17 protein-coding genes are annotated in these 24,196 nt (G+C 72.8%); 7 read left to right on the forward strand and 10 right to left on the reverse strand.

Annotated elements, in window-relative coordinates; translation table 11 throughout:
* Nucleotides 1–20 precede the first annotated feature (20 nt).
* The 4 genes from rpsN to O7622_RS22720 all read right to left on the reverse strand — a co-directional run bounded on the left by rpsN (nt 21) and on the right by O7622_RS22720 (nt 1,290).
* On the reverse strand, nt 21–326 hold the full coding sequence (rpsN, locus tag O7622_RS22705) for a 30S ribosomal protein S14 (protein WP_282310220.1): 306 nt from the start codon (nt 324–326) through the stop codon (nt 21–23).
* Nucleotides 326–493 carry a 50S ribosomal protein L33 gene (gene rpmG, locus O7622_RS22710; protein ID WP_018783846.1) on the reverse strand — a complete coding sequence of 56 codons (168 nt, stop codon included), beginning with the start codon at nt 491–493 and terminating at the stop codon, nt 326–328. Before rpmG ends, rpsN begins: the two co-directional genes overlap by 1 nt.
* Complete coding sequence (gene rpmB / locus O7622_RS22715; RefSeq protein WP_282310221.1) at nt 493–729, reverse strand: 50S ribosomal protein L28; 237 nt, start codon at nt 727–729, stop codon at nt 493–495. Before rpmB ends, rpmG begins: the two co-directional genes overlap by 1 nt.
* Nucleotides 730–804: 75 nt before the next feature.
* Nucleotides 805–1,290, reverse strand: a complete 486-nt coding sequence (locus O7622_RS22720) for a winged helix-turn-helix domain-containing protein (RefSeq protein WP_282310222.1) — start codon at nt 1,288–1,290, stop codon at nt 805–807.
* A gap of 46 nt (nt 1,291–1,336) precedes the next feature.
* Here O7622_RS22720 and O7622_RS22725 point away from each other — a divergent pair, with 46 nt between their 5' ends.
* From O7622_RS22725 to O7622_RS22735, 3 genes are read left to right on the forward strand one after another with little or no spacing between them, the layout of a single operon-like run.
* Entirely contained in the window at nt 1,337–2,641 is a 1,305-nt protein-coding gene (locus O7622_RS22725) for a GTP-binding protein (protein WP_282310223.1), read from the forward strand.
* A complete protein-coding gene (locus tag O7622_RS22730; protein WP_282310224.1) occupies nt 2,638–2,898 on the forward strand; it encodes a type B 50S ribosomal protein L31 in 261 nt (86 codons plus the stop codon). The genes O7622_RS22725 and O7622_RS22730 overlap by 4 nt, the downstream gene beginning before the upstream one ends.
* Nucleotides 2,895–3,122: a hypothetical protein gene (locus O7622_RS22735; RefSeq protein ID WP_282310225.1), complete on the forward strand. Its 228-nt coding sequence runs from the start codon at nt 2,895–2,897 to the stop codon at nt 3,120–3,122. The genes O7622_RS22730 and O7622_RS22735 overlap by 4 nt, the downstream gene beginning before the upstream one ends.
* A 145-nt stretch (nt 3,123–3,267) precedes the next feature.
* Here O7622_RS22735 and O7622_RS22740 read toward each other — a convergent pair whose 3' ends face one another.
* Nucleotides 3,268–4,242 carry an ATP-binding protein gene (locus tag O7622_RS22740; protein ID WP_282310226.1) on the reverse strand — a complete coding sequence of 325 codons (975 nt, stop codon included), beginning with the start codon at nt 4,240–4,242 and terminating at the stop codon, nt 3,268–3,270.
* 304 nt (nt 4,243–4,546) lie between these two features.
* Between O7622_RS22740 and O7622_RS22745 the strand changes: the two genes are divergently transcribed.
* From O7622_RS22745 to O7622_RS22755, 3 genes are all read left to right on the forward strand, one after another.
* Nucleotides 4,547–6,109, forward strand: coding sequence for a S8 family serine peptidase (locus tag O7622_RS22745; RefSeq protein WP_282310227.1), 1,563 nt, complete (start codon nt 4,547–4,549; stop codon nt 6,107–6,109).
* Nucleotides 6,110–6,507: 398 nt separating this feature from the next.
* On the forward strand, nt 6,508–7,809 hold the full coding sequence (locus tag O7622_RS22750; protein ID WP_282310228.1) for a DUF1800 domain-containing protein: 1,302 nt from the start codon (nt 6,508–6,510) through the stop codon (nt 7,807–7,809).
* Between the two features lie 13 nt (nt 7,810–7,822).
* Nucleotides 7,823–9,064: a DUF1501 domain-containing protein gene (locus tag O7622_RS22755; protein ID WP_282310229.1), complete on the forward strand. Its 1,242-nt coding sequence runs from the start codon at nt 7,823–7,825 to the stop codon at nt 9,062–9,064.
* Nucleotides 9,065–9,102: 38 nt separating this feature from the next.
* Here O7622_RS22755 and O7622_RS22760 read toward each other — a convergent pair whose 3' ends face one another.
* Together O7622_RS22760 and O7622_RS22765 are read right to left on the reverse strand one after the other, a co-directional pair.
* Nucleotides 9,103–10,662, reverse strand: a complete 1,560-nt coding sequence (locus O7622_RS22760) for a hypothetical protein (protein ID WP_282310230.1) — start codon at nt 10,660–10,662, stop codon at nt 9,103–9,105.
* A complete protein-coding gene (locus O7622_RS22765) occupies nt 10,659–11,585 on the reverse strand; it encodes an ABC transporter ATP-binding protein (protein ID WP_047890617.1) in 927 nt (308 codons plus the stop codon). The genes O7622_RS22760 and O7622_RS22765 overlap by 4 nt, the downstream gene beginning before the upstream one ends.
* 90 nt (nt 11,586–11,675) lie before the next feature.
* Here O7622_RS22765 and O7622_RS22770 point away from each other — a divergent pair, with 90 nt between their 5' ends.
* On the forward strand, nt 11,676–12,263 hold the full coding sequence (locus O7622_RS22770) for a TetR/AcrR family transcriptional regulator (RefSeq protein WP_282310231.1): 588 nt from the start codon (nt 11,676–11,678) through the stop codon (nt 12,261–12,263).
* Nucleotides 12,264–12,314: 51 nt separating this feature from the next.
* Here the strand turns inward: O7622_RS22770 and O7622_RS22775 are convergent, their stop codons facing one another.
* The 3 genes from O7622_RS22775 to O7622_RS22785 are packed head-to-tail and all read right to left on the reverse strand — an operon-like array spanning nt 12,315 to nt 24,195.
* Nucleotides 12,315–13,064: an alpha/beta fold hydrolase gene (locus O7622_RS22775; RefSeq protein ID WP_282310232.1), complete on the reverse strand. Its 750-nt coding sequence runs from the start codon at nt 13,062–13,064 to the stop codon at nt 12,315–12,317.
* Nucleotides 13,061–18,733: a non-ribosomal peptide synthetase gene (locus O7622_RS22780; protein ID WP_282310233.1), complete on the reverse strand. Its 5,673-nt coding sequence runs from the start codon at nt 18,731–18,733 to the stop codon at nt 13,061–13,063. The genes O7622_RS22775 and O7622_RS22780 overlap by 4 nt, the downstream gene beginning before the upstream one ends.
* Nucleotides 18,730–24,195: a type I polyketide synthase gene (locus O7622_RS22785; RefSeq protein ID WP_282310234.1), complete on the reverse strand. Its 5,466-nt coding sequence runs from the start codon at nt 24,193–24,195 to the stop codon at nt 18,730–18,732. Before O7622_RS22785 ends, O7622_RS22780 begins: the two co-directional genes overlap by 4 nt.
* Between the last annotated feature and the right edge of the window lies 1 nt (nt 24,196).

The raw sequence follows: 24,196 nt of genomic DNA on the forward strand, positions 1-24,196 counted from the left end.
CCGGCCGGTGACGGCAACCGTCACCAGGACGCCTTGCGGACGCCCGGCAGCTCACCACGCAGGGCCAACTCCCGGAACCGGACCCGGGACAGCCCGAAGCGGGTCAGCACGCCTCGCGGACGGCCGTCGATCTGATCCCGCGAGCGCAGCCGGACCGGGCTGGAGTCGCGCGGGAGCCGGCTGAGCCGGCGGACCGCGTCGGCGCGTACGACCGGGTCGGTGTCCGGGTGGGCGATCAGCCGCTTCAGCTCCGCCCGGCGGCCGGCGTGCCGGGCGACCAGGTCCTCCCGGCGGGCCTGCCGGTTGCTCAGGCTCTTCTTCGCCATCAGCGGGCCTCGCGGAACTCGACGTGCCGGCGCACGACCGGGTCGTACTTGCGCAGCACCAGGCGGTCCGGGTCGTTGCGGCGGTTCTTGCGGGTGACGTACGTGTAGCCGGTGCCGGCGGTGCTGCGCAGCCGCACGATCGGACGGACGTCGGTCTGCTTGGCCATCAGAGCTTCACTCCCCGGGCGCGCATCTCGGCGACGACCTTCTCGATGCCCTTGCGGTCCACCGTCTTCAGCGCCTTGGCGGTCAGGGTCAACCGCACCCAGCGGCCCTCCGACGGCAGCCAGTAGCGGTGGCTCTGCAGGTTCGGGTTCCACCGGCGACGGGTGCGCCGGTGCGAATGGGAGACGGCGTTGCCGAAGCTCGGCTTCGCGCCGGTGACGTCACAGCGTCGGGACACGACTCAACTCCTCCTGGTTCCAATGAACGGTAACGACAACGGTTTTCGTTTCTACATCAGCTGATCGGACAGTATTCAGGCGGGGTCGTCCACCACCTCGACCGACATCGCGGAACCGAGCCGGTAGCCGACGCCACGCACCGTGGTGATCACCGGCAGGTCGGCGCCGAGCTTCACCCGCAGGCGCCGCACATGGACGTCGACGCTCCGGGCGCCGGTGAAGGGGTGCCCCCAGACCCGATCGAGCAGCTGGTTCCGGGTGAACACCCGTCGGGGATGGTCGGCGAGGTGCCGGAGCAGGTCGAACTCGCGCCGGGTGAGGAGAACCTCGCGGCCGTCGCAGTAGACCGTGCGCGCGTACGGGACGACTCGCAGGAGGTGCCCGTCCCGCGTGGGCGCGGGCTTCGTCCCGCCGTCGACCCGGCGGGCGGCGATGCGCCTCACCAGCCGCAGCAGGCGGGTCGCGTCGGCATCGGGAGGTTTCCCCGAGCCCTCCAGCCGGATGGTGACCACCACGCCACCGTCGTCCTCCATCGACACCCCCACCCACCGGTCGTCCATCACGTGCCTATAATGACAACCGTTTTCAACTCGTGTCGAGAGGATTGTGATGTCGACGTCACCGCTCGCACCCGCCGACCCCGGCGCTACGACGGCCGACACCGGCCCGTCGTTGACCGTGCTCAGCGGCTTCTGGCCGTCCGCGACGTACGCCGTCGCCCGCACTCTGCTGGCGGCGGACCCGGCGTTGCTGCTGGTCCGGCACGATCTCACCGACCTGGCCGCCGGCACCGTGCACCGCATCGTGCGCGACGCTGCCGGCGTGCTCGAGGACGAGCGGATCACCCTGGCCCACGGATGCGTCTCCTGCACCCTGCGCGAGGACGTGCTGCCCACCCTCGCCCGGCTGGCCCGCGCCCACCCGCACCGTGACCTGCTGCTGATGCTTCCCGAGGTGGTCGAACCGGAGGCGGTCGCCGCCGTCTGCGCGCACTGCCTCGTCGACGGCGCCCCGATCACCGACCTGATCCGGGTCGACTCCTACGTCACAGTGATCGACGCCGAGCACCTGCTCGACTGCCTGGCCAGCACCGACGACCTGAAGACCCTCGGCATCGCGGCGGCGAACAACGACGACCGGGCGCTGGCCGACGTCGTGGTCCGGCAGATCGAGTTCGCCGACACCCTCGTCCTGTGGGGCGAGTCCCGCGAGGGCGCGTACGACACCAGTCGCCTGTCGGTACTGCTGGAACGGATGGCGCCGTGGGCGGTGCAGGTCCGCGTCGACGGTGACCTCGTCGACGCCGGCACGCTGACCCGGCACCTCCGCCACACCCACCGGCACCGGCCCGAGACCCCGGGGATCCTGAACCGCGGCCTGCAGGGCTACACCCTCGGCGCGCACGAGCCGGAATCCGACTGCGGAGTCGTCTCCGCCGTCTTCCGTGCCCGCCGGCCCTTCCACCCGCAACGCCTGCACGACGTCCTCGAAGACGTCAACGCCCAGACGATCCGCTCGCGCGGGTACGTCTGGCTGGCCAGCCAACCCGACACCGTGGTCGCCTGGGAGTTCGCCGGCGGCGGCCTGTCCATGGGTTCCCTCGGGCACTGGCTGGTGAGCCTGCCCGAGCAGCACTGGAAGCACGTCGAGGACCAGCGCCGCCTCGCCGCCGCCCTCGACTGGGATCCCTACTACGGCGACCGGCACCAACACCTGGTCTTCATCGGCCTCGACATCGACCCCGTCGACCTGCACCGAACCCTCGCCGGATGCCTGCTCACCGACGCCGAACTCGCCGACGGCGAACAGACCTGGCGCACCTACCCCGACCCGTTCGCCGGCTGCTTCCCCCTCGGGGCGGAGGAGCTGACCGACACCGACACCGACACCGAAGGAGCGCAGCCCGCGTGAAACCCGGCATCCACCCCGAGTACCGCCCCGTCGTCTTCCGAGACAAGGGCGCCGACTTCGCCTTCCTCACCCGTTCCACCGCCACCAGCGACCAGACGATCGAGTGGACCGACGGCAACACCTATCCGGTGATCGACGTTCAGATCTCGTCCGCCAGCCACCCTTTCTGGACCGGGAGGCAACGCCTGCTCGACACCGCCGGCCGGGTCGAGAAGTTCCGCCAGAAGTACGCCCGCCGGGGCCCCCGGCAGTCATGACGACCGAGGCGCGTATCGACTGGGCGGCGCACACGACCCGCCTCGTCGACGGCGCCACGGCCGATCGGGCCTGGTACCAGGCCGTCGCCCGCGAGCTGGTCGCCCCCGGCGACCGGCTCGCGGGCGACGTCGGCTGCGGCGGCGCCGGCATGACCCTCGCCGTGGGCCCACCGCCGCTCCCCTCGCGCAGTTCCGCGCGCAGGCGCTGCCACCGGCCCCGGTGAACAGGTTCACCGGGGCCGGTGGCGGGACTCCCCCGGCGTCGTCGCCCGGGATCCGCCCTTCTCGCACCGCGGCGTGCGGTGCCGCGAGCGTTCGAGTCAGCAGCAGTGGCGGGTCCGGCGCCCGCCGGCACTCGCCCCGCGCGCTCTACGCGGACACCGCGTCGGGGACGCTCGACCGGACCGGCCCGAGCTGGAAGTCGGGGTCGATCTGGGCGGTGAGGTCGACACCGGTGCGGTCGTTGGCCCACGCGGCGGCGTTGCGGCGGTGGAACTCGTGGGCATGGCGGGTGAAGGCATCCCAGTCCTGCACGGTGTCGTCCACCGCGTCGGCGAGCTGGGCCAGGACCGCCCGGTTGGCCGGCTCCAGCTGTGACAACGGCTCCGCCGCGCCGCGCTCGCCGCGCCGCACGTATGCCGACCGGCTCACCCAGGTGAGGAGATCGGCGCCGACGTGCTCGCGGAGGAAGTCCACGTCCGAGGTGTCCTCGACCTTGTTGCCGACCACGGACAGGGCGACGCCGTAATCGCGGGCGTAGCCGGCGTACTGCCGGTAGACGCCGACGCTGCGCAGGGTCGGCTCGCAGACCAGGAAGGTGCGGTCGAAGCGAGTGAACAGCCCGGAGGCGAACGAGTCGGCCCCGGCGGTCATGTCCACCACCACGTACTCGCCCGGCCCGTCGAGCAGGTGGTTGAGCAGCAGCTCCACCGCACCGACCTTGGAGTGGTAGCAGGAGACACCGAGGTCCTCCGGGGTGAAGGCCCCGGTCGCCGCGACGCGCACGCCGCCGACCTCCCGGACGCACGCGGCGTAGACGGGGTTGTCCTCCGCCACCCGCAGCAGCCGGGATCCGGCACCGGGCGGGGTCGTCTTCACCATCTCGGCGGCGGAGCCGATCCGCGGGTTCGTCCCCCGCAGGTACTCCTTGATCTCGGGCAGGTGCTTCCCGAGCGGCGGGAACTGCGCGGCGACGGAGGCAGACGCGCCGAGGGCAACCGCCAGATGCTGGTTGATGTCGGCGTCGATGGCCAACACCGGGCCCCGGCCGGTGAGGTGGCGGGCGAACATGGCGGCAAGTGTCGTCTTGCCGCTGCCGCCCTTGCCGACGAACGCGATCTTCACAGCCGGCCCTCCGGACACACCAAAGCGATAACCGTTTTCATAGGCGCTACTGTAGCCGCCGGACCGTCCGTGGTGGTGGACGCGGACGCAGTGTCATCCGAGCGGTGACGAGGGACCGCCGGAGGCCGGTGCCGGGGCTGGCGGCACGCGACGGCGCGCCCAGCGCCCGTCATACGCTCGAAATATCCATCATCTGCTATGTACCCGGAGGGAAAACGACTCCTATGCTCATCACCAATCGGCGCAGATCGATCGCACTGCTACCGCAGCGCGACGATCCGGCTCCGACCGGAGGAGGATTGCGATGCGTCCATCGTGCAAGTCCGCACTCGTCGGGGCGGCGGCCCTGACGATGCTGATGGCGGCCGCCCCCGCCATGGCAGCCGACCGGGTCGGCGTCATCAGGGAGGCCGGCGGCACCACCGCCGTGGCCGACAGCTATCTCGTCGTGTTCAAGGAGGCCTCGGTCACCCGGAGCCAGATCGGTGACACCGCGCGGCGGCTGACCGGCCGGCACGGCGGCGCGGTCGCCCGGACCTGGGGCGCTGCGCTGCGCGGCTTCGAGGTACGGGTCGACGCGCGCGCCGCCGCGCGGATCGCCGCCGACCCGGCCGTGGCGTACGTACAGCAGAACCACACCGTGTCGATCAGCGCCACCCAGACCAACCCGCCGTCCTGGGGCCTGGACCGGATCGACCAGCGCAACCTGCCGCTGGACAACTCCTACACCTACCCGAACACGGCCAGCAACGTGCACGCCTACATCATCGACACCGGCATCCGCACCACGCACAGCACCTTCGGCGGCCGGGCCACGTGGGGAACCAACACCGTCGACAGCAACAACACCGACTGCAACGGCCACGGCACGCACGTCGCCGGCACCGTCGGCGGCTCGGCGTACGGCGTGGCCAAGGGTGTGCAACTGGTCGCGGTCAAGGTGCTCAACTGCTCCGGCAGCGGCACCACCGCCGGCGTCGTCTCCGGCGTCGACTGGGTCACCGCCAACGCCGTCAAGCCCGCGGTGGCCAATATGAGCCTCGGCGGCGGCGTCGACACCACCCTGGACACCGCCGTGCGCAACTCCATCGCCTCCGGCGTCACCTACGGCCTGGCCGCCGGCAACGACTACGGCGCGAACGCCTGCAACACCTCACCGGCACGCACCGCCGAGGGGATCACGGTCGGCTCGACCACGAGCAGCGACGCCCGATCGTCCTTCTCCAACATCGGAACCTGCCTGGACATCTTCGCGCCCGGCTCGTCGATCACCTCGGCCTGGAACAGCAGCGACACGGCCACCAACACGATCAGCGGCACCTCGATGGCCACCCCGCACGTGGTGGGCGCGGCGGCGCTCGTAGTCGGCGCCAACCCCTCCTGGACCCCGCAACAGGTCCGCGACTACCTGGTCACCAACGCCACCAGCAACGTGGTGACCAACCCCGGCAACGGATCGCCCAACAAGCTGCTCTACGTCGTCAACGGCAGCACCCCGCCGCCCCCGCCCCCGCCGACCGGCTGCACCGGCACCAACGGCACCGACGTGGCCATCCCCGACGCCGGCCCGGCCGTGACCAGCCCCATCGTCATCTCCGGCTGCGGCCGCAACGCCTCCGCGACCGCCACCGTCGCGGTCAGCATCGTCCACACCTACCGGGGCGACCTGGTGATCGACCTGCTCGCACCGGACGGCACCAGCTACCGGCTGAAGAACAGCAGCGGCTCCGACAGCACCGACAACGTCAACGCCACGTACACCGTCAACCTCTCCTCGGAGGCGGCGGACGGCACCTGGCGACTGCAGGTGCGCGACGTCTACTCCGCCGACACCGGCTACCTCAACACCTGGACCCTCACCGTCTGACCATCCGCTCACGCCTCACGGAGCGGCACATCGTGACGGTGCGGCCGGCTCGCTGCCACGCGAGCCGGCCGCACCTGTCGTTGTCCGCGTTGCCGCACGGCCGCCAACGCGGCGCCCGTGATGAACCCCCGCCTCGCCAGCCCTCGCGGACAGGCGAACCCACCGAGGTCCTCGGGCCGCGGATCGCCGTGGCGGCAAGGTTTCCCCGGCAGTTGCCGGAGACGGCGACGCCAGCCTCCGGGCGATCGGCCGGCGCCGCGCCGCCGGCGACACCGTCCCACACCTACCGCGCCGCCGCCGCCCACCTGCTCCCCCGGGCCCGCGGCGCCTGCTCACCCGGACGCAGCCCGCATCGGACGCTTACCTTCCCCGTACGTTTCCCGGCTAGCGTCGCCGGCATGACGGAACGGGAAGCGGTGGCGCACCTGCTGCGCCGGGCAACCTTCGGGCCGACCGCCGATGAGGTGGACGCCGCCGAGCAGGCGGGGTTCACCGCGACGCTCGACAGGTTGCTCGCTCCCAAGAGCACGGACCGGGGCGCGACGGCGACGCCCACACCCACGCTGGGAGCCGACCCGGCCGGGCAACTGCGCAAGGGTGCCAGCCCGGAACAGCGGCAGCAGGCCAACCGCAGGCGCCGGGAGCAGGTCACCGCGCTCACCGACTGGTGGTTGGAGCGGATGATCGCCGCCGAGCATCAGGCCGAGGAGAAACTGGTCTTCTTCTGGCACGGGCACTGGGCGACCAGCGTGCGGAAGGTCCGTTCCGCCCCGCTGATGCTGCGCCAACTGGACACCCTGCGCCGCTACGGCCGGGGTCCGCTCGGACCGCTGGTCGACGCGATGCTGCGCGACCCGGCGTTGATCCTGTGGCTCGACGGCCAGAAGAACAGCCGCCGGGCGCCGAACGAGAATCTGGCGCGGGAGTCGATGGAGCTGTTCACCCTCGGCATCGGCAGCGGCTACACCGAGGCCGACGTCAAGGAGGGCGCCCGGGCGCTGACCGGCTGGACGGTGGACCGATCCACCGGCGTCGCTCGCTTCGAGCTTCGCCGGCACGATTCCGGCCCCAAGACCATCCTCGGCCGGCAGGCCGCCTTCGACACCGGCTCGTACGCCGCGCTACTCGCCGGACGTCCGGAGGCTGCGCGGTTCGTCGCGGAACGGCTCTGGTTCCGATACGCCGGGACGCACGCTCCCGCGCCGGCCGACCTCGCCGGCCCGGACACGGTCGGCACGCTTCGGCGGATCTTCACCACCCCGGCTTTCGCGCGGACCCGCGACACGCTGGTCAAGCAGCCCGTCGAGTGGGTGGTCGGCGCGGCCCGGCAGCTCGGCGTGCGGCCGTCCGCGCTGCCCGAGCAGGGCCGACGGCGGATTCTGGCCGGGCTGAACGCGCTGGACCAGGTGCCACTGCGTCCGTCGAGCGTCGGCGGCTGGCCGGCCGGCGCCGCCTGGCTCACCACCTCGTCGTTGCAGGCCAAGATGCGGGTGGCGGACCTGCTGGCGCGGGCGGCCGCGCCGGCCGTGCTGGCCCGGCTGGACGCCGCGCCGGCCGCCGGTCGGGCCGACGCGTTGGCCCGGCTGCTCGTCGTCGACGCATGGAGTGACCGCACCCGGTCTGCCCTCACCCCGCTCGCGGGGCAGCCGCAGAAGCTGCTGACGGCCGGCCTGCTCAGTCCCGAGTACGCGGTCAGTTGAGAGGAGCGATCCTGTGGACGTCCTGACCCGACGACGGTTCCTGCTGGCCAGCGGGGTGGTCGGCGCGACCGCCCTGGCCGGCGGTGCCGCCGCCCTCAGCCTCAACGACCTGCTCGCCACCGCCGGCGACCGGGATCCACAGGCCCGCACCTTGGTCCTGGTCACGCTCTACGGCGGCAACGACGGCCTGAACACCGTCATCCCGTACGCCGACCCGGCTTATCGCGACGCGCGACCCGAGCTGGCCCACCCGGCGGAGGAGGTGTTGAAGCTGGACGATCGGTTCGGTCTCAACCCGGCGTTGACCGGCCTGCACCGGGCGTACGGCGACGGCCGGCTCGCGGTGGTGCGCGGGGTGGGCTACCCGAAGCCGGACCGCAGCCACTTCCGGTCGATGGACATCTGGCACACCGCGCAGCCGGACCGGCCCGGCAACACCGGCTGGCTCGGCCGCTGGCTCGACCACGTCGGCGCCGATCCCCGGTTGGCCGTCTCGTTCGAGTCGGCGCTGCCCCCGCTGCTCGCCGGCGAGCGCGGCGCGGGTGCCTCGGTGCCGGTGAGCGAGCAGCGGACGACCGCCGGACTGCCCGCGTCGACGCTGGCCGCGCTCGGCACCGCCGCACCGGGGGAATCCCCGGCCCGGGCCCGCGCAGCGGCATGCTTCGCGGACCTGCGCTCCGTCGACGAGATGATCCGCACGGTCCGCGAGGCACCGGACGGCGAAGGGCAGGACGACGACGGCGAGGCCGCCTCGGCCACCGCCACGGGTGGCGCGCGAGCGTCGCTGGACGCGCAGCTCGACCTCGTCGCGCAGTGCGTCGAGGCCGGGGTGTCGACCCGGGTCTTCTCCGTCTCCCTCGGCGGGTTCGACACGCACGCCGACGAGAAGCAACTCCAGCAGGTGCTGCTCGGCATGCTGGACGCGGCACTGAGCCGTTTCCACACCCGGATGGCGGGCTCCGAGGCCGGCCGCAAGGTGGTCACGGCGGTCTACTCGGAGTTCGGCCGTCGGGTCGCAGCCAACGGCTCGGACGGCACCGACCACGGCACCGCGTCGAACATGCTGTTGCTCGGCGCGCCGGTGCGCGGCGGCCTTCACGGTGAGCCCCCCAGCCTCACCGACCTCGACGACGGTGACCTGAAGTTCCACACCGATTTCCGCGATGTCTACGCGACGCTGCTCACCGACGTCCTCGACACCGACCCGGGAGCGGTCCTCGCCGGTTGGAAGGGCCGGCTCACCGGAGTGCTCTGAGCCCTCACGAGCAGTCGGACCCTCACCTTCGGGGCGGGTCACCCCGCTTCGAGGTCCCGCCAGCGGTAGCGCACCGTCGACACCGCGACGAGAACGACTGCGGCAACGGCCATGGTCAGGGCCGCCGGCCGGTGCAAGGCGTCGCGGGGTACCGCGCCGATCCAGTGCACCGGGGAGAGCTGACGCGACCACGACGGGAGTTCGAGCAGGTCGGCGCGAAGGCAGACAACGAGACCCCAGCCGACCGGGAGCCACGCGACCGGGACCGCTCTGGGGCTCAGCGAGTGCACGACCACGGCCACGCCGGTCAGCAGCACGACCGCTGCGGCGTAGGAGAGAGTGGCGGTCAGTCCCTTGCCGAAGTAGTGGCCTTCGCCGAAGCCCGCCTCGAGGCCGAGACCGGTGGCGAGGCCACCGCAGAGCAGGACCAGCATCGACCACGTCGTCGCCAGCAGCGTGGTGGACGTCCACCACCGCCACCGGCTCACCGGGGTGGACAGACTGTAGCCCACCCGGCCGGCTGTCTCCTCGGCAGCCAGCCACTGCACGATCTGGATCCCCGCGGCGGCGGCGAGCAGCGCGTTGAGCTGGACGAAGATCGTGAGAGTGGCGTTCACCGTGGCACCCTGCTCGGCATTAGTGGCGGCGTCGAGGTGATTGATCTGGGGAGCCAGGTATCCGAAGGCGAAGGCGAACAACATGCTCGCCCCGACCCAGCCGGCACCGAGACCGCCGGTGAGCCGTGCGAGGAGGGTGAAGGGGGAGCGGACCCAGGCCGGCGCCGTGGCCGGGCCCGGTCGTGGAGCGATGATGCCGGCTCCCTGGTCACGCCGGAGGGCGACCGCGGCGGTGGCGGCGAACAAGCCGACGGCCAGCAGGCCGGAGGCGATCCAGGGCCACCACGGGGGGTTCGCGGCGAAGGGCTTGATCTCGGCCAGCCACGACTGCGGATTCCAGCCGGTCGCGGCCCACTGCTGCGCGTCCACCGCCGCGCGGGCCAGGTAGCTGATCAGCCAGGCTCCCGCCGCGAGCAGGTAGGCGGTGCGGGCGGTCCGGCAGCACTGGGCGATCAGGGTCCCGACGCCGGTGAAGACGAGCATGAACATCGCGAGTCCGCCGGCGTAGAGCCATGACCCGCCGAGGGGGTAGTCCAGTGCCGTCAGCCCGACCGCGGTGATCACCGCGGTGAGGGCCGCCGTGACCGCCGCGGCGGTCACCCCGGCCGCGGCCGGCGCCAGCCGGTGGACCGGGTAGGACGTCAGGATGTCGAGGCGTCCGGTGTCCTCGACGCTGCGGGTGAACCGGATCGCGAGGTGCACGCCGATCAGGGGGATCATGATCAGGGTCAGGTAACCCATCTCGTTGACCAGGATGCCGCCCAGGGTGTGCAGGTCGTACCCGCGGCCCTGCAGCGCCGCGCTGCCGCTCAGCAGCTCGTACGCCCCGGCGTACCGGTCGCGGCTGGCCTGGTCGGAGTAGGTGCCGTTGATGGTGCCCGCGCTCGCGAGCACGAGGGCAGCCACCAGCAGCGGCCAGCCGAGCACCTGGGTGTAGCCGGTGCGCAGGCTCAGCGACAGACAGCGCCAGTATCCGGTCATCGCACCGCACTCCCGGCCACGGCGTTCGGGACGTCACTGCGGTAGTTGGTGAGGAACAGCTCGTCGAGGCTCGGTGGCTGCACCGTCAGCGAGGCCGGTTCGGCGGCGGCGACGTAGCCGACCGCCGCGGCCAGCGCCGCCGAGCCGGCGCGGAAGCTGACGTGGGTGCCGTCCGGCCGGGTGGTCACGACGAGGTCGACGAGGTCGTCGTGCCGGTCCAGGTCGGGCAGCGGGCGCCTCGTCACCGCGGTGACCCGGGTGAGGGTGTGGCTGCGCAGGTCGGTGAGTGTGCCGGAGCGGATCACCGCACCGCGTCTGATGATGCTGACGCGGTCACACAGGACCTCCACCTCGGAGAGGATGTGGCTGCTCAGCAGGACGGTGCGACCGTTGTCCTTCAGCTCCCGGACGCACTGTTGGAAGACCTCCTCCATCAGCGGATCCAGACCCGAGGTCGGCTCGTCGAACAGGAAGAGGTCGGCGTTCGTGGCGAGCGCCGCGATCAGCGCGACCTTCTGCCGGTTGCCCTTCGAGTAGGTGCGCGTCCGCTTGGTCGGGTCGAGCTCGAACCGGTCGATGAGCTCCCGCCGGCGGCGCGGGTCCGCCCCGCCGTGCAGCCGGCCGAGGACGTCGATGCTGGCGCCGCCGGTCAGACCCGGCCACAGCGCCACATCGCCCGGCACGTACGCCAGGCGCCGGTGGGCCGCCACCGACTGGCTCCAGCAGTCCAGACCAAAGATCTTCGCCTCGCCGGCGTCCACCCGGAGCTGGCCGAGCAGGGCCCGGATGGTGGTGCTCTTTCCCGCGCCGTTCGGCCCGAGGAAGCCGTGCACCTCCCCCGCGGTGACCGTCAGGTCCAGGTCGTCCAGCGCGACGGTGCCGCCGAACACCTTGCGTACACCTCGCACCGCGATCGCATCCATGCCCACATCCTAGCAAATTCTGACAGCTACTATCACCTTGATAGTTGGTAGCTCACTGAGTAAGAATTTCACATCGCTACACTCGATGACATGCCGCTCAGCCTGCGTCAACGCAATCGCATGGCCGCGATCCGGGCGATCCAGGACACGGCCATGGAGCTCTTCGACTCTCGCGGGTTCCACAACGTCACCATCGACGACATCGCGCGGGAAGCGGCGGTGTCACCGTCCACCTTCTACCGCTACTTCGGCTCCAAGGAGGGGCTGTTCACAGTCGACCCGTTCGCCGCCGTCGGGGCGGACGGCTTCGACGAGGTTCTCGACCTCGACGATCTACCCGGCACGATGACCCGCCTCGCGGCCAGTGCCGGCGGCGGAGGACCGTGGCGCGGCATGCGTTACGTGCTCGAGGAGCCGACCATCCGAGCAGCCGTCTACGCCACCATGGACGCCATGGTGGACCGCCTCGCCGCGGCCCTGGCCGACCGCGGGCACGGGCCGACCGCCGCGCGGGTCCTGGCGCGCACCTACACCTTCGGTGTCTACTTCAGCGCCCTCGAACAGTGGCACGACGACGGCCGCACCCGGCCCGTCGGCGAGTACGTGCGTGAAGCGCTGGAGGCCATCCCCACCGAGCACCGGGCGTCCGGGCCGGGCGCCGGCGACGCCCACACGTGACACTCCCGGCGGCGGCCGGTGGTCACGTGCCGGCGCGGGCCCGGCGGTCCGCTACCGGACCGGATCACAGACCGGGCTGACCCCGGCGGTGATCAGGCGGATCAGCTCCGGCGCCAGCTCGTCGACGAAGAAGTGGCCACCGGGCAGCATCCGGAAACGCACGGTCGTCGCGTGATCACGCCATCCGGCCAGGTCAGCCGGCTTGACGGCGCGGTCGTGGATGCCGCCGAACACGGTGAGCGGGATGTCGAGCGGCGGCTCCGCCACCAACTCGTAGGTCTCCAGCACGGCGAAGTCGGCGCGGATGACCGGCAACGCCAGCGCCATGAGCTCTTCGTCGTCGAGCACCTCCGGCGGCGTGCCGTTGAACGAGCGCAGACGCGCCTTCAGCTCGGCGTCCGTGGCGTCGTGCACAGTGGGCTCCCAGGGCCGGCCCGGAGCCGGTGCGGCGGACACGAACAGGTGCGCGGGCTCGGGACGGCCGCGGCGGCGCAGCAGCCGGGCGAGTTCGAAGGCGAGCAGGCCGCCCATGCTGTGCCCGAACAGCGTGTAGGGCCGGTCGAGCAGCGGTTCGAGCGCGTCGGCCAGCGCCCGGACCAGCGGGGTGAGCCGGCGGTACGGCTCCTCCCCCATCCGCACGCCGCGGCCGGGAAGCTCGACCGGGCACACCTCGACGTGACCCGGCGCCAGGTGCTCCCACGCCCGGTAGGCCGCCGCCGCTCCGCCGGCGTACGGAAGGCACACCACCCGGCTCGACGCGGCCGGGCGCGGGCGGCGGGCCCAGAACCACTGCTCACTCATGCCGGCTGCCCCGCGCCGTCCGCGCGGAGGAGCCGCCCCAACTCCTCGATCCGCAGGCCGGGGTCGGCCTCCACCATCTCCAGGAGCCGACCCCACTGGCGGCGCAGGCGGCCCACCAGGCGCGCGTCGACGCGGTCCGGGGCGTGCAGCCACAGCCCTCGGAGCACACCGGCGTCCTCCATGACGATCAGACCGAGATCGACCTCCGCCGGTCGCAGGCCGGGAGGCACGTGTACGAAGACCCAGCCGTCGTCGGGAGACACCGGCTCGAGGCGTACACCGCGCAGCACGGTCGGCGGCAGCGGCGCGTTGAGCAGGTTGAACCCCAGGCGCACCCGGTCCCGGGCAGCCGGCATGCCGCGCCGCAGCGGCTGCATCGGGACGGCGTGGTGGGCGTGCGCCTCCAGCGTCCGTTCCCGCACCCGCGCGGTCAGCTCCCGGAAGCTCGGATCGCCGCCGAGGTCGGTGCGCACCACCAGGGAGTTGACGAGGTAGCCGATCAGATTCTCCGCCTCCGGCCGGTCCCGCCCGGCCGTCGGGAAGCCGACCGCCAGGTCACGGCTGTCGGTGTACGCCGCGAGCAGCGCGTCGTACGCGGCCAGCAGCACCATGAACAGCGTGGCGTTCTCCCGGTTGGCCAGCGCCCGAAGGCCCGCGGTGAGCTCCGCGCCGAGCACGAAGTCGTCGCGCGACCCGGGCGCCGCCTCGTCGTCCCGCAGATCCTCCACGACGAACGACGGTGCCGGTGGCAGGTCGGCCAGCCGGTCCCGCCAGTACCGGGTATGCCGGTCCCACGCCCCGGACTCGTACTCCCGGCGCTGCCAGGCGGCGAAGTCGACGAACTGGACGGGCAGCGGCGGCATTCCGGGGTCGCGCCCGTCGGCGAACGCGTCGTACGCCACCGCCAGCTCACCCAGCAGCACCCCGTACGACCAGTTGTCGGTGACGGCGTGATGGATGGCGAGCACGAGCACCCGGTCCCGGTCGTCCACAGTGATCAGCCGGGCCCGGACCAGAGGGCCGTCGGCCAGCGGAAACGGCCGAGCCGCCTCGTCGTCCAGCACGCGGCGGATCGCCGGCAGCGGGTCCGCGGCGTCGGCCGCGTCGAGCCGTGACCGGGTCAGGGGCCACACCCCTTCCTCATCGATCACCTGCACCAACCCAGCGGACCGGGTGACCAGGCGGGTGCGCAGCGTCTCGTGCCGCCGCACCAGGTGATCGAGCGCCCGGCCCAGGGCCTCCTCGTCCAGCACGCCGCGCAGGCGGGCGGCGGTCACCACCGTGTGATAGGCGTCCTGCGGCGGGATCGGGAAGTCAACGCAGAGCTGCTCCTGGGCGAACGACAGCGGCAGGTCCCCGCCCCGGGGCACCGGTTCGACGGCAGTGGGCACGGCCGCCGGTACGGGACCACGGGCGGTCAACCACCCGGCCAGCGTCGCGACGGTCGGATGCTCGAACAGGTCGCGCAGCGACACGTCGACGGCGAGGCGGGCCCGCATCCGCGAGATGGCCTGGGTGGCCAGCAGCGAGTGGCCGCCCAGTTCGAAGAAGTCGTCGTGGACGCTGAGTCCGTCCACCCGGAGCAGCTCCGCCCATATCTCGGCGAGCGCGCGCTGCAGGTCGTCGCGGGGCGGCTCGTACGGCCTGCGCGGATTCGGGCGCAGCAGGTCGGGGGCGGGCAACGCCCTGCGGTCGACCTTGTCGTTGGGCGTACGCGGCAACTCGTCCAGGAACACGTACGCCGACGGGATCATGTACTCCGGGAGCCGTTCGGCGAGCGCGGCGCGCAGTCGCGGTTGCAGCTTCCGGGCACGGCGGGCGGAGGTGCCGTTGACATATGCCGACAGCGGCCGGTCCGCGGGCAGTGGCTCCGCCGCGGCGACCGGGTGGTCCGCCGCGCCGGGCCGGCGCAGCACCAGGTGGTAGGCGCCGTCCGGGCCGTGGTCCGACCAGTCCAGTTCGGCCCGGTAGCCGGCCGCCTCGGCGAACCGGACCAGGTCCTCCGGGTCGACGCCACCACTCGGCAGCACCCGGGCGTTCGGCACGTCACGCACGGCGAGGACGTCGTCGCCGAGCTGCGCGCGCAACGCCTCCGTCGACGTCCACTCCTGCCAGGGGTGGGGCGCCGGAGGAGCCGGCCGGCCGGCGGTGAGGACGACGTCGTACCGGAAGCGGGTGAGCTCGTTGTCGAACCGGCCGCGCTTGGGCCGCACGCGGACGTCGGCGATGCCGGGGAGCCGGTTCCGCAGGGCCCGGAAGTAGCGCGGGTCGATGACCAGCTCCTCCTCCTCCGCCACCCGGCGGCGTACCCGCGCGGCGAGCGTCTCCTCGGTGTCGCCGGCCTCGGCCCGGTAGCGCTCCACCGACGTGTGGAAGGCCTCCAGCAACGGGAGGCTGCGGACGTCGCCGATCACCACGGCACCGCCCGGGGCGAGCCGGCGCAGTGCCCCTTCGATCACCCGTGCCAGGTACTCCCCGTCCGGGAAGTACTGCACGACCGAGTTCAGCAGGACGACGTCGAAGAGCTGGTCCGGCAGCCGGTCGAGCTGGTCGGCGGCGCACTCGTGCAGCTGGACGTCGCCGGGGTACCGGGCCGAGTGGCGCAGCCGGTCCAGGGCGACGGTGGAGAAGTCGGTGCCCCAGTAGCGCTGGCAGTGCGGCGCCACGGCGTGCAGGATCAGGCCGGTGCCGCAGCCCACGTCGAGCACCCCCCGTGGGGCGCGCTCCAGCACCAGCTCGGCGGTCCGGTCCACCCAGTCACGCATCTCCGCCGCCGGGATGGGCTCACCGGTGTAGCTGCTGTTCCAGCCGCTGATGTCGAACGTCGGGTCGACCTCCGGCGCCGCTTCTTCGTACGCGGAGTCCCAGATGCTGCGCCACTGGTCCAGTTCGTCCGGCTGGGCCGGCAGCTCGTCGGTCACGACGTACGCCACCAGGCGCTGGTCCCCCGGGGTGTCCTCGCGTACCAGGACGACCGCCTGCCGGACCGCCGGCTGCTGCGCCAGCAGCGTCTCGATCTCACCCAGCTCGATCCGGAACCCCCGCAGTTTCACCTGGTGGTCCATCCGGCCGAGGAACTCCAGGCCGCCGTCGGCGCGGCGCCGCACCAGGTCTCCGGTGCGGTAGAGCCGGTCACCCAGTCCGATCGGAAAGGGGTGCGCGACGAACCGCTCGGCGGTGAGTTCGAGCCGGCCGAGATAGCCGCGGGCCAGGCCGGCGCCGCCGATGTGCAGTTCGCCGGGTACGCCGGGCGGCACCAGCCGGCCGTGCGCGTCGAGGACGTGCAGTTCGGTGTTGGCGATCGGCTCGCCCAGCCGGATCTCGCCCGTCACCCGCGACACCGCCGACCAGATCGTGGTCTCGGTGGGCCCGTACATGTTCCACAGCTCCGCACCGGAGCCCGTCAGCCGCCGGGCCAGGTCCTCGGGGAGCGCCTCACCGCCGCAGAGCATCCGGAACCCGGCCGGTGGCGCCCATCCGGCGTCCAGCAGCAGCCGCCACGTCGAGGGCGTGGCCTGCATCAGGGTGGCCCCCGAGGCGGCCAGCGCCGCCGCGAGCCGGGTGCCGTCGGCGGCCACCTCCCGGCTGACCAGATGCACCCGCGCGCCGGTGGTGAGCGGCAGGAGCAGCTCCAGCATCGAGATGTCGAAACTGAGCGTGGTGACGGCGAGCAGGGTGTCCGCCGGGGTGATCCCCGGCAGCTCGCGCATCGAACGCAGGAAGTTGGCCAGTGCCCGGTGCGGAATCTGCACGCCCTTGGGTCGCCCCGTCGAACCGGAGGTGTAGATCACGTAGGCCAGGTCGTCCCCGGCGACCTCGGCCTCCGGTGGCGCCGTGTCCTCGGCCGCGAGCACGTCCGCGTCCCGGTCGAGGCGGACGATCACGGCCGGCGGCTCCGGCAGCCGGTCGGCGAGGTCGCCCTCGGTGAGCAGGGTCTTGAGCCCCGAGTCGGCCATCATGAACGCGAGGCGCTCGGCCGGGTACGCCGGGTCGAGCGGGACGTAGGCACACCCGGCCTTGAGCGTGCCGAGCATCGCCACCAGCATCTCCGGGCTGCGCTCGGTGCAGATCCCTACCAGGTCGCCCTGCCCGGCGCCGAGCCGGTGCAGGTGATGCGCGAGCTGGTTGGCCCGGCGGTCGAGGTCGGCGTAGGTCAGGGACCGGTCGCCGCAGCGCAGCGCCTCGGCCTCGGGGTCGGCCTGCGCGCGGGTGGCGACCTCGAGGTGCGCCCAGGACAGGTCGGCCCACTCGCGGCGGGTGTCGTTGGGTTCGCGCGCCAGCCGGTGGTGTTCCTCCTCGGTCAGCAGGTCGAGCTGGGCGATCGGGCGGTCCGGCGCCTCGGTGACGTGCTCGACCAGCCGGTGCAGTGCCTTCGACATGTGCTCGACGGTGGTGCCGTCGAACAGGTCGGCGTTGTACTCGAACCAGCCACCCAGCCCGTCCGGCCGGTCGAAGACCTGCAACTCCAGGTCGAAGCGCGCGGTCGTGCTGGGGACGGTGTACGGGGTGACCCGGAGCCCGCCGAGGTCCAGCTCCGGCACCTCGATGTTCTGGAACACGAAGGACACCTGGAACAGCGGTGACCGGGACAGGTCCCGCTGCGGGTGCAGTTCCTCGACGAGCCGCTCGAACGGCAGGTCCTGATGCGCGTACGCGCCGAGGCACGCGGCCCGGACCCGGGACAGCAGCTCGCGGAAGGTGGGGTTGCCGGTGAGGTCCGTGCGCAGCGCCAGCGTGTTGACGAAGAAGCCGACCAGTCCGTCGACCTCCGGCCGGGTCCGGTTGGCGATCGGCGCACCGACCACGATGTCGTCCTGACCGCTGTAGCGCCACAGCAGCACGGCGAACGCGGCGAGCACAGTCATGAACGGCGTCGCGCCCTCCTGGCGGCTCACCGCGCGCAGGCGTTCGGTCAGCGGACCGGGCAGCCGGAACGCCGTGGAGCCGCCCCGCGAGGTCTGCACCGGCGGCCGCGGCCGGTCGGTGGGAAGGTCGAGCACCGGCGGCGCACCGTCCAGAGCCGCCGTCCAGTACGTGAGGTCCTTGGCGAGACCGGGGCCTTCGAGCTGACGGCGCTGCCAGGCGGCGAAGTCGACGTACTCGATGGGCAGGTCCGGCAGTGGGGACGGGCGGCCGTCCCGCAGCGCCGGATAGAGGGTGACCAGCTCACGTACGACCACCGCGACCGACCAGAGGTCGGCGACGATGTGGTGCACGGTGAGCACCAGGACGTGCTCCCGCGGTGCCACCCGGAAGAACCGCACCCGCAGCAACGGGCCGGTGCCGAGGTCGAACGGCCGGCGTACCTCCTCCTGGACCAGCCGCTGAACGTCGTCACCGGCGCAGTCGACCACGGCGAGGTCGGCCCGCCCGGTGGCGGCGACCCGTTGCACCGGCTGCCCCTCCACCTCGGCCAGCGTGGTACGCAAGGCGGCGTGCCGGCGCACGATCTCGTCGCAGCAGCGCCGCCACACCTCCAGGTCCAGCGGCCCGTCGAGCCGCACCGCGATCGGCACGTTGTACGCGGCGCCGTCCGGCACGAGCTGCTCCAGGAACCAGAGCCGCTGCTGGGGGAAGGAGAGCGGGAACTCGCGTCGCGCGCGCAGCCGCTCGGCCAGCAGGCGCCGCTTCTCGGCCACGGACAGGCCGTCCAGATCGGGCATGGTCATGCCTCGCTTCCCCCTTCGGCCGCCAGCAGCTCGCGCAGCATGGCGTCCACCTCGTCGTCGGAGAGCTCGTCCACGCCGTCGGCGATGGGCTCGATCGGCGCCGGTGCCGGCACGTCCGCGGCGCCGGCCATGAGCCGGGCCGTGTTCGCCACGGTGGGCTGGTCGAAGAAGTCGCGCAGGGTCAGCTCCACCCCGAACCGGGCGCGCAGCTTCGTGCCGATCTGGACCGCGGCCAGGGAGTGGCCGCCCAGCGCGAAGAAGTCGTCGTTGCGGCCGATCCGGTCGATGCCGAGCACGTCCCGCCAGATGGCGACGATGTCCGTCTCGGCGCCCGGGGCGGGCTCCTCGTAGGGCACGTCGAGGTCGGGGCGGGGGTGCAGGACGGACGGCGCGACCGCCTCGGCCAGCTCGGCGGCCAGCCGGGTTGGGTCGATCGCCGCGGCGGCCCGTTGCGCCGCGGCCAGGTCGCGGGTCGAGACGACCAACTGGGCGCAGAACGGGTCGGCCGCCAGGATCCGGTCGAACAGGTCGGTGCCCTCGGCCACCGTCAACCCGCCGGCCGGGTCCGTCAGGGCCGCCAGGCCGGTCGGCGCGGGCACCGGCGGGACGGACGCGGCGCGCTCCACCTCGTCACGCATCGCCGCTGGTTCGTGGATGCGCTTCATGATGAAGTCGCGCATCTGCACGAGCAGCCGGCCCCGCTCGTCGTGGACGTCGGCGTCGCAGGTGAGCGTCTCGCCGGACGAGTGGTCGCTCTCCTTGACCCGGATGTGGCACACCATCCGGCTGGTCAGGCCCCGGACGAACCGCAGGCTGCCGTACCAGAACGGCAGGTAGTAGCCCTCGGCGGCGTACACCCGCGACGCGCCGCCGACCACGTCGAGCAGGGCCGGGTGCAGCAGGTAGGTGTCCAGATCCCCGGCGTACCGCTCGGGCAGTTCGAGGTCGGCGACCATGCCCGTGGTGCCCACGTGGACGCGGCTGAGGCTGCGCCACCGGCCGTGCACGGCGAACCGGATGAGCCCGCCGTCGGCGGCGAAGTCGAGGCGCAACCGGTGCCGGAGCGCGGCCTCCCCCTCGATCACCTCCTGGACGTCGCAGGCGGCGAGCAGGTCGCCGGCCGTCCTTGGTGACCGTCGCACCGGGTCGTGCAGCACGACCGTGCCGGCGCAGTGCTCCTGCCGTCCCGCGGCCCCCCGGCTGTACACGCGGAACCTCAGCACACCGTCGTCGCCGCGCTCGACGGTGGTGAGCATCTCGCGCTCCTGGTCGTCGGGGACGATCACCGGAGAGGTGAAGAGCACCTCGCGGAACTCGATCTCCCGGCCGTCGGCGTGCCGTGCCACCGCGGCCCGGACCATCTCCAGGTAGGTGGTGCCCGGGACCAGCCCGTGCCCCTGCATCCGGTGCTCGTCGACGATCCAGCTGTCGGCCGTGGTGATGGTGGTGCGGAAGGTCTCGACGGTCGGGGTGCTTCGCAGGCGGCGTTGCAGCAGCGGATGGCCGACGTCGACCCCGCCGGCCGGGTCGGCCGCCATCCCGGTGTCGCGCCAGGTGTCCCACGCGACGGCCGTCACCCCGTCCCGACCGGCGGCGAACGTGTCCAGGAAGGCGTTGGCGGCGCAGTAGTCGAGCTGGCCCGGCCCGCCGAGGATCGCGGTACGCGAGGAACACAGCAGGAAGAAGTCGAGCGGATCCCGGCCGCACACCGAGTCCAGGACCAGGGTGCCGCGTGTCTTGGCGGCGAGGACGGCGTCGGCGTCGGCCCGCGACTTCCCGGCGAGCAGACCGCTCGCCGGCAGCCCGGCCGCGTGGACGACGCCGGACAGCGCGCCGAAGCGGGCCCGCAGCTCGTCGACCACGCGGGAGGTCTGCGCGAGGTCCGTCACGTCGGCGTGCAGCGCCACCACACGGGCACCCAGCCGGCGAAGCTCCTTGATGCGCCGGATCCGGATGCTGGTGGCGTCGTCGGCGTCGTGCTCGGCCAACCACAGCGGCCAGGTCTCCTCGGGTGGGACGGGGGTGCGCCCGAGGAGACCGATCGCCGGGGCCCGCACGGAACGGGCCAGGTGTTCGGCGAGCGCCAGGCCGATACCGCCCAGACCACCGGTGATGAGATAGACGCCGTGGTCGCGCAGCCGGCCGGTGGCCGGGCCGGGGTCGAGGTCGACGGCGTCGAAGCTCCGGGCCCACCAGTGACTGCCCCGCCTGGCCAGCACCGGCTCGTCCGGCGCCGACCGCACGGCGTCGGCCAGCGACTCGACGCCCGTCCCGGTGACGTCGAGGAGCCGGCAGGTGACACCGGGAACCTCCTGCGGGACGACGGTGCACGGGCCGATCACCGTGGCGTTCTCCGGTTGCAGGCACTCGTCGCCGGTCACGCTGAACACGCCCCGGGTCAGCACCTCGACGGTGAGCGCCGGATGCTCCGCCCGGTCGGCGAGCGCTTGCGCTAACGCCAGGAGGCTGTGGAACCCGACGGCCTCGGCACGGTCCAGGTCGGTGCCGGGTTCCACGGCCAGGCTCCACAGGTGCACGACCCGGGCCGGCGGGCGATCGCCGAGCGCGTCGAGGAGCCGCCGGTAGTCGTCCCGGTCGGCCGGGTCGACGGTGAACGCGTCCGGGCCGTCCTGCGCGAACCCGGCTCCCGCGTGGACACGTACGACGGAGGGCAGCGACTCGGCGAGGGCCCGGCCCTCGGGCAGATCCGCACCGAGCACGAGCCAGGGGCCCGCTTCGGCGCGGGGGCGGACCGGTTGCAGCCGTCGCCAGCTCGGGCGGTAGGTCGACGACGAGGCAGGCGGCGAGGCCGGGCCGGACGTCTCCGGGCGCTCGGGCTCCACCCAGTAGCGGCGGCGCTGGAACGGGTACGAGGGAAGGCGTACCCGCCGTCGGCGGTCGGCCTCGCACAGACCGGTCCAGTCGAGTGTGGCGCCTGCGGCCCAGATCGCGCCCAGCCCCTCCAGCAGGGCCTGCCGGTCGGCCCGCTTCTCACCGGGCCGGCGCAAGGTGCCGGCCGCGACGCGGTCCGCGGTCCACAGGTGATGCCGCCGCGCGAAGGTGGTCAGCGAGTCACCGGGGCCGACTTCGAGCAGGATCAGGTCGGGATCGGCGAGCAGGGTGCCCAGGTTGTCGGCGAACCGCACGGTGGAGCGCAGGTGCGCGCCCCAGTACTCCGGGTCGGTGGCCTGGCCGTCCTCCAGCCACGTGCCGGTGCGGTTGGAGCAGATCGGGATCGTCGGCGGATGCAGGGCGATCCCGCGGACCTCCTCGACGAACGGTCGCACCGCGCCCTCGACGAGCGCCGAGTGGAAGGCGTGCGAGGTGTGCAGCCGTCGGCAGCCGACGCCCCGGGCCTTGAGCTGCTGTTCCAGGTCGTCCACCGCGTCGGCCGGGCCGGAGGCGACGCACAGCGCGGCGCCGTTGACGGCGGCGAGGCTGAGCCGGTCGGACAGCAGCTCCACGGTCTCGTCCTCGGGCAGGAAGACGGCCAGCATCGCGCCGTGCGGCGTGGCCTGCATGAGCCGGCCACGCGCGGTGACCAGGACGGCGGCGTCCTCCAGGCGGAACACACCGGCGAGGCAGGCGGCGACGTACTCGCCGATGCTGTGGCCGGCCAGCGCGTGCGGTTCGACGCCCGCCGCGATGAGGGTGCGGGCCAGGGCGTACTCGACGGCGAACAGGGCGGGCTGGGTGAGCTCGGTCTCCGTCAGGCCGGCCAGCGACTCGCCGGCCGGGAACAGCGCCGCGCGTACCGCCGGGGGGAACAGGTCGAGGCAGCGGTCCAGCTCGGCCCGGAAGACCGGGTCCTCGTCGTACAGGTCGCGGGCCATGCCGGCGTACTGGGTGCCCTGTCCCGGAAAGAGGAAGGCCACCTTCACCGGCCGGCCGGTGGTGCCCGGCGCGCTGTCCTCGGCGGCCTGGCGCAGCCGTCGCACCGCGTCGGCCCGGTCGACGGCCACCACCGGCCGCCGCAGCTCGAAGGCCCGGCGGCGGGTGGCCAGGGTGAAGGCCACGTCGGCGAGTTCTTCGTCCGGATGCGCCTCGATGTGGTCGGCGAGCCGCCCGGCGGCCTGCGCGAGGGCGGCCCCGGTGCGCGCCGACAGCGGCAGCAGCTGCCAGGGACGGCCGGGCTCCGCCGGTACGTCCACGGGCCCCTCCTCCAGCACCACGTGGGCGTTGGTCCCGCCGATGCCGAACGAACTCACCCCGGCCCGCCGCGGCTCGTCGGTGCGGGGCCACGGCCGGTGCACGGCGTTCACGTAGAACGGGCTCGCCTCCAGCGCCAGTTCCGGATTGGGCCGGTCGTAGTGCAGGCTGGCCGGGATGGCCTCGTGCTTGAGGGCGAGTGTCGCCTTGATCAGGGCGGCCGTGCCGGCGGCCGCGTCCAGGTGGCCGATGTTGCCCTTCACCGAGCCGATCGCGCAGAAGCCGCTCGCCGCGGTGCCCTGCCGGAAGGCGCGGGTGAGGCCGGCGATCTCGATCGGGTCGCCGAGCGCCGTGCCGGTGCCGTGGGTCTCCACGTAGCCGACCGTCTCGGGGGCGACGCCGGCGACGCCGAGCGCCTCGGCGATCACCTCGGCCTGGCCCTCCGCGGCGGGCGCGGTGTAGCCCACCTTGAGCGCGCCGTCGTTGTTCACCGCGGAGCCGCGGATCACCGCGTCGACGATGTCGCCGTGCTCGCGCGCGTCCGCGAGCCGGCGCAGCACCACCAGGGCGACACCGTTGCCGATGACGGTGCCACCGGCCGCGGCGTCGAACGGCCGGCAGTGCCCGTCCGCGGACAGGATGCCGCCCGGCTCGTACTGGTATCCGCTGCGCAGCGGGACGTTCACCGACACCCCGCCGGCCAGCACGATGTCGGACTCACCGGACAGCAGGCTCTGGCAGGCCAGGTGGACCGCCACCAGCGAGGTGGAACAGGCGGTCTGCACGGTGATGGCGGGCCCGCGCAGCCCGAGCTTGTACGCGGCACGGGTGGCCAGGAAGTCCTTGTCGTTGGCGAGCTGGGTCTGGTACGGGCCGAGCGCCTCGACGAGGCTGCGGTTGGCGATCAGGTTGTAGAGGAGGTAAGTGTTCAGGCTGGCGCCGGCGAAGACTCCGATCCGGCCGGGGAACGCCTGCGGGTCGTAGCCGGCCGACTCCAGCGCCTCCCAGGCGCACTCCAGCAGGACCCGGTGCTGGGGATCCATCAGCTCCGCCTCGCGGGGGCTGTATCCGAAGAAGCCGGCGTCGAACGTGTCCGCGCCGTCGAGTACGCCCTTGGCGCGGACGTAACCGGGCCGGCTCACCAGCGCGGGGTCGGCCCCGGCCGCGCGTAGTTCGTCCGCCGAGAAGGAGGAGATGCCCTCCCGTTCGGCCACCAGGTTCGCCCAGAAGGCGTTCACGTCGGGGGCCTGCGGGAAGCGTCCCGCCATGCCGATGACGGCCACCTGGGACAGGTCGTCGGTCGAGTCGCTCACT

It is taken from the genome of Micromonospora sp. WMMD1076 (assembly GCF_029581475.1).
Lineage (GTDB): Bacteria > Actinomycetota > Actinomycetes > Mycobacteriales > Micromonosporaceae > Micromonospora > Micromonospora aurantiaca.

Excerpts from the sequence above, each read along its gene's own strand:
- rpsN (WP_282310220.1), bottom strand. The coding sequence starts at position 326 with ATGGCGAAGAAGAGCCTGAGCAACCGGCAGGCCCGCCGGGAGGACCTG.
- rpmG (WP_018783846.1), bottom strand. The coding sequence starts at position 493 with ATGGCCAAGCAGACCGACGTCCGTCCGATCGTGCGGCTGCGCAGCACC.
- O7622_RS22720 (WP_282310222.1), bottom strand. The coding sequence starts at position 1,290 with ATGGACGACCGGTGGGTGGGGGTGTCGATGGAGGACGACGGTGGCGTG.
- O7622_RS22735 (WP_282310225.1), top strand. The coding sequence starts at position 2,895 with ATGACGACCGAGGCGCGTATCGACTGGGCGGCGCACACGACCCGCCTC.
- O7622_RS22745 (WP_282310227.1), top strand. The coding sequence starts at position 4,547 with ATGCGTCCATCGTGCAAGTCCGCACTCGTCGGGGCGGCGGCCCTGACG.
- O7622_RS22750 (WP_282310228.1), top strand. The coding sequence starts at position 6,508 with ATGACGGAACGGGAAGCGGTGGCGCACCTGCTGCGCCGGGCAACCTTC.
- O7622_RS22760 (WP_282310230.1), bottom strand. The coding sequence starts at position 10,662 with ATGACCGGATACTGGCGCTGTCTGTCGCTGAGCCTGCGCACCGGCTAC.
- O7622_RS22765 (WP_047890617.1), bottom strand. The coding sequence starts at position 11,585 with ATGGATGCGATCGCGGTGCGAGGTGTACGCAAGGTGTTCGGCGGCACC.
- O7622_RS22770 (WP_282310231.1), top strand. The coding sequence starts at position 11,676 with ATGCCGCTCAGCCTGCGTCAACGCAATCGCATGGCCGCGATCCGGGCG.
- O7622_RS22775 (WP_282310232.1), bottom strand. The coding sequence starts at position 13,064 with ATGAGTGAGCAGTGGTTCTGGGCCCGCCGCCCGCGCCCGGCCGCGTCG.
- O7622_RS22780 (WP_282310233.1), bottom strand. The coding sequence starts at position 18,733 with ATGACCATGCCCGATCTGGACGGCCTGTCCGTGGCCGAGAAGCGGCGC.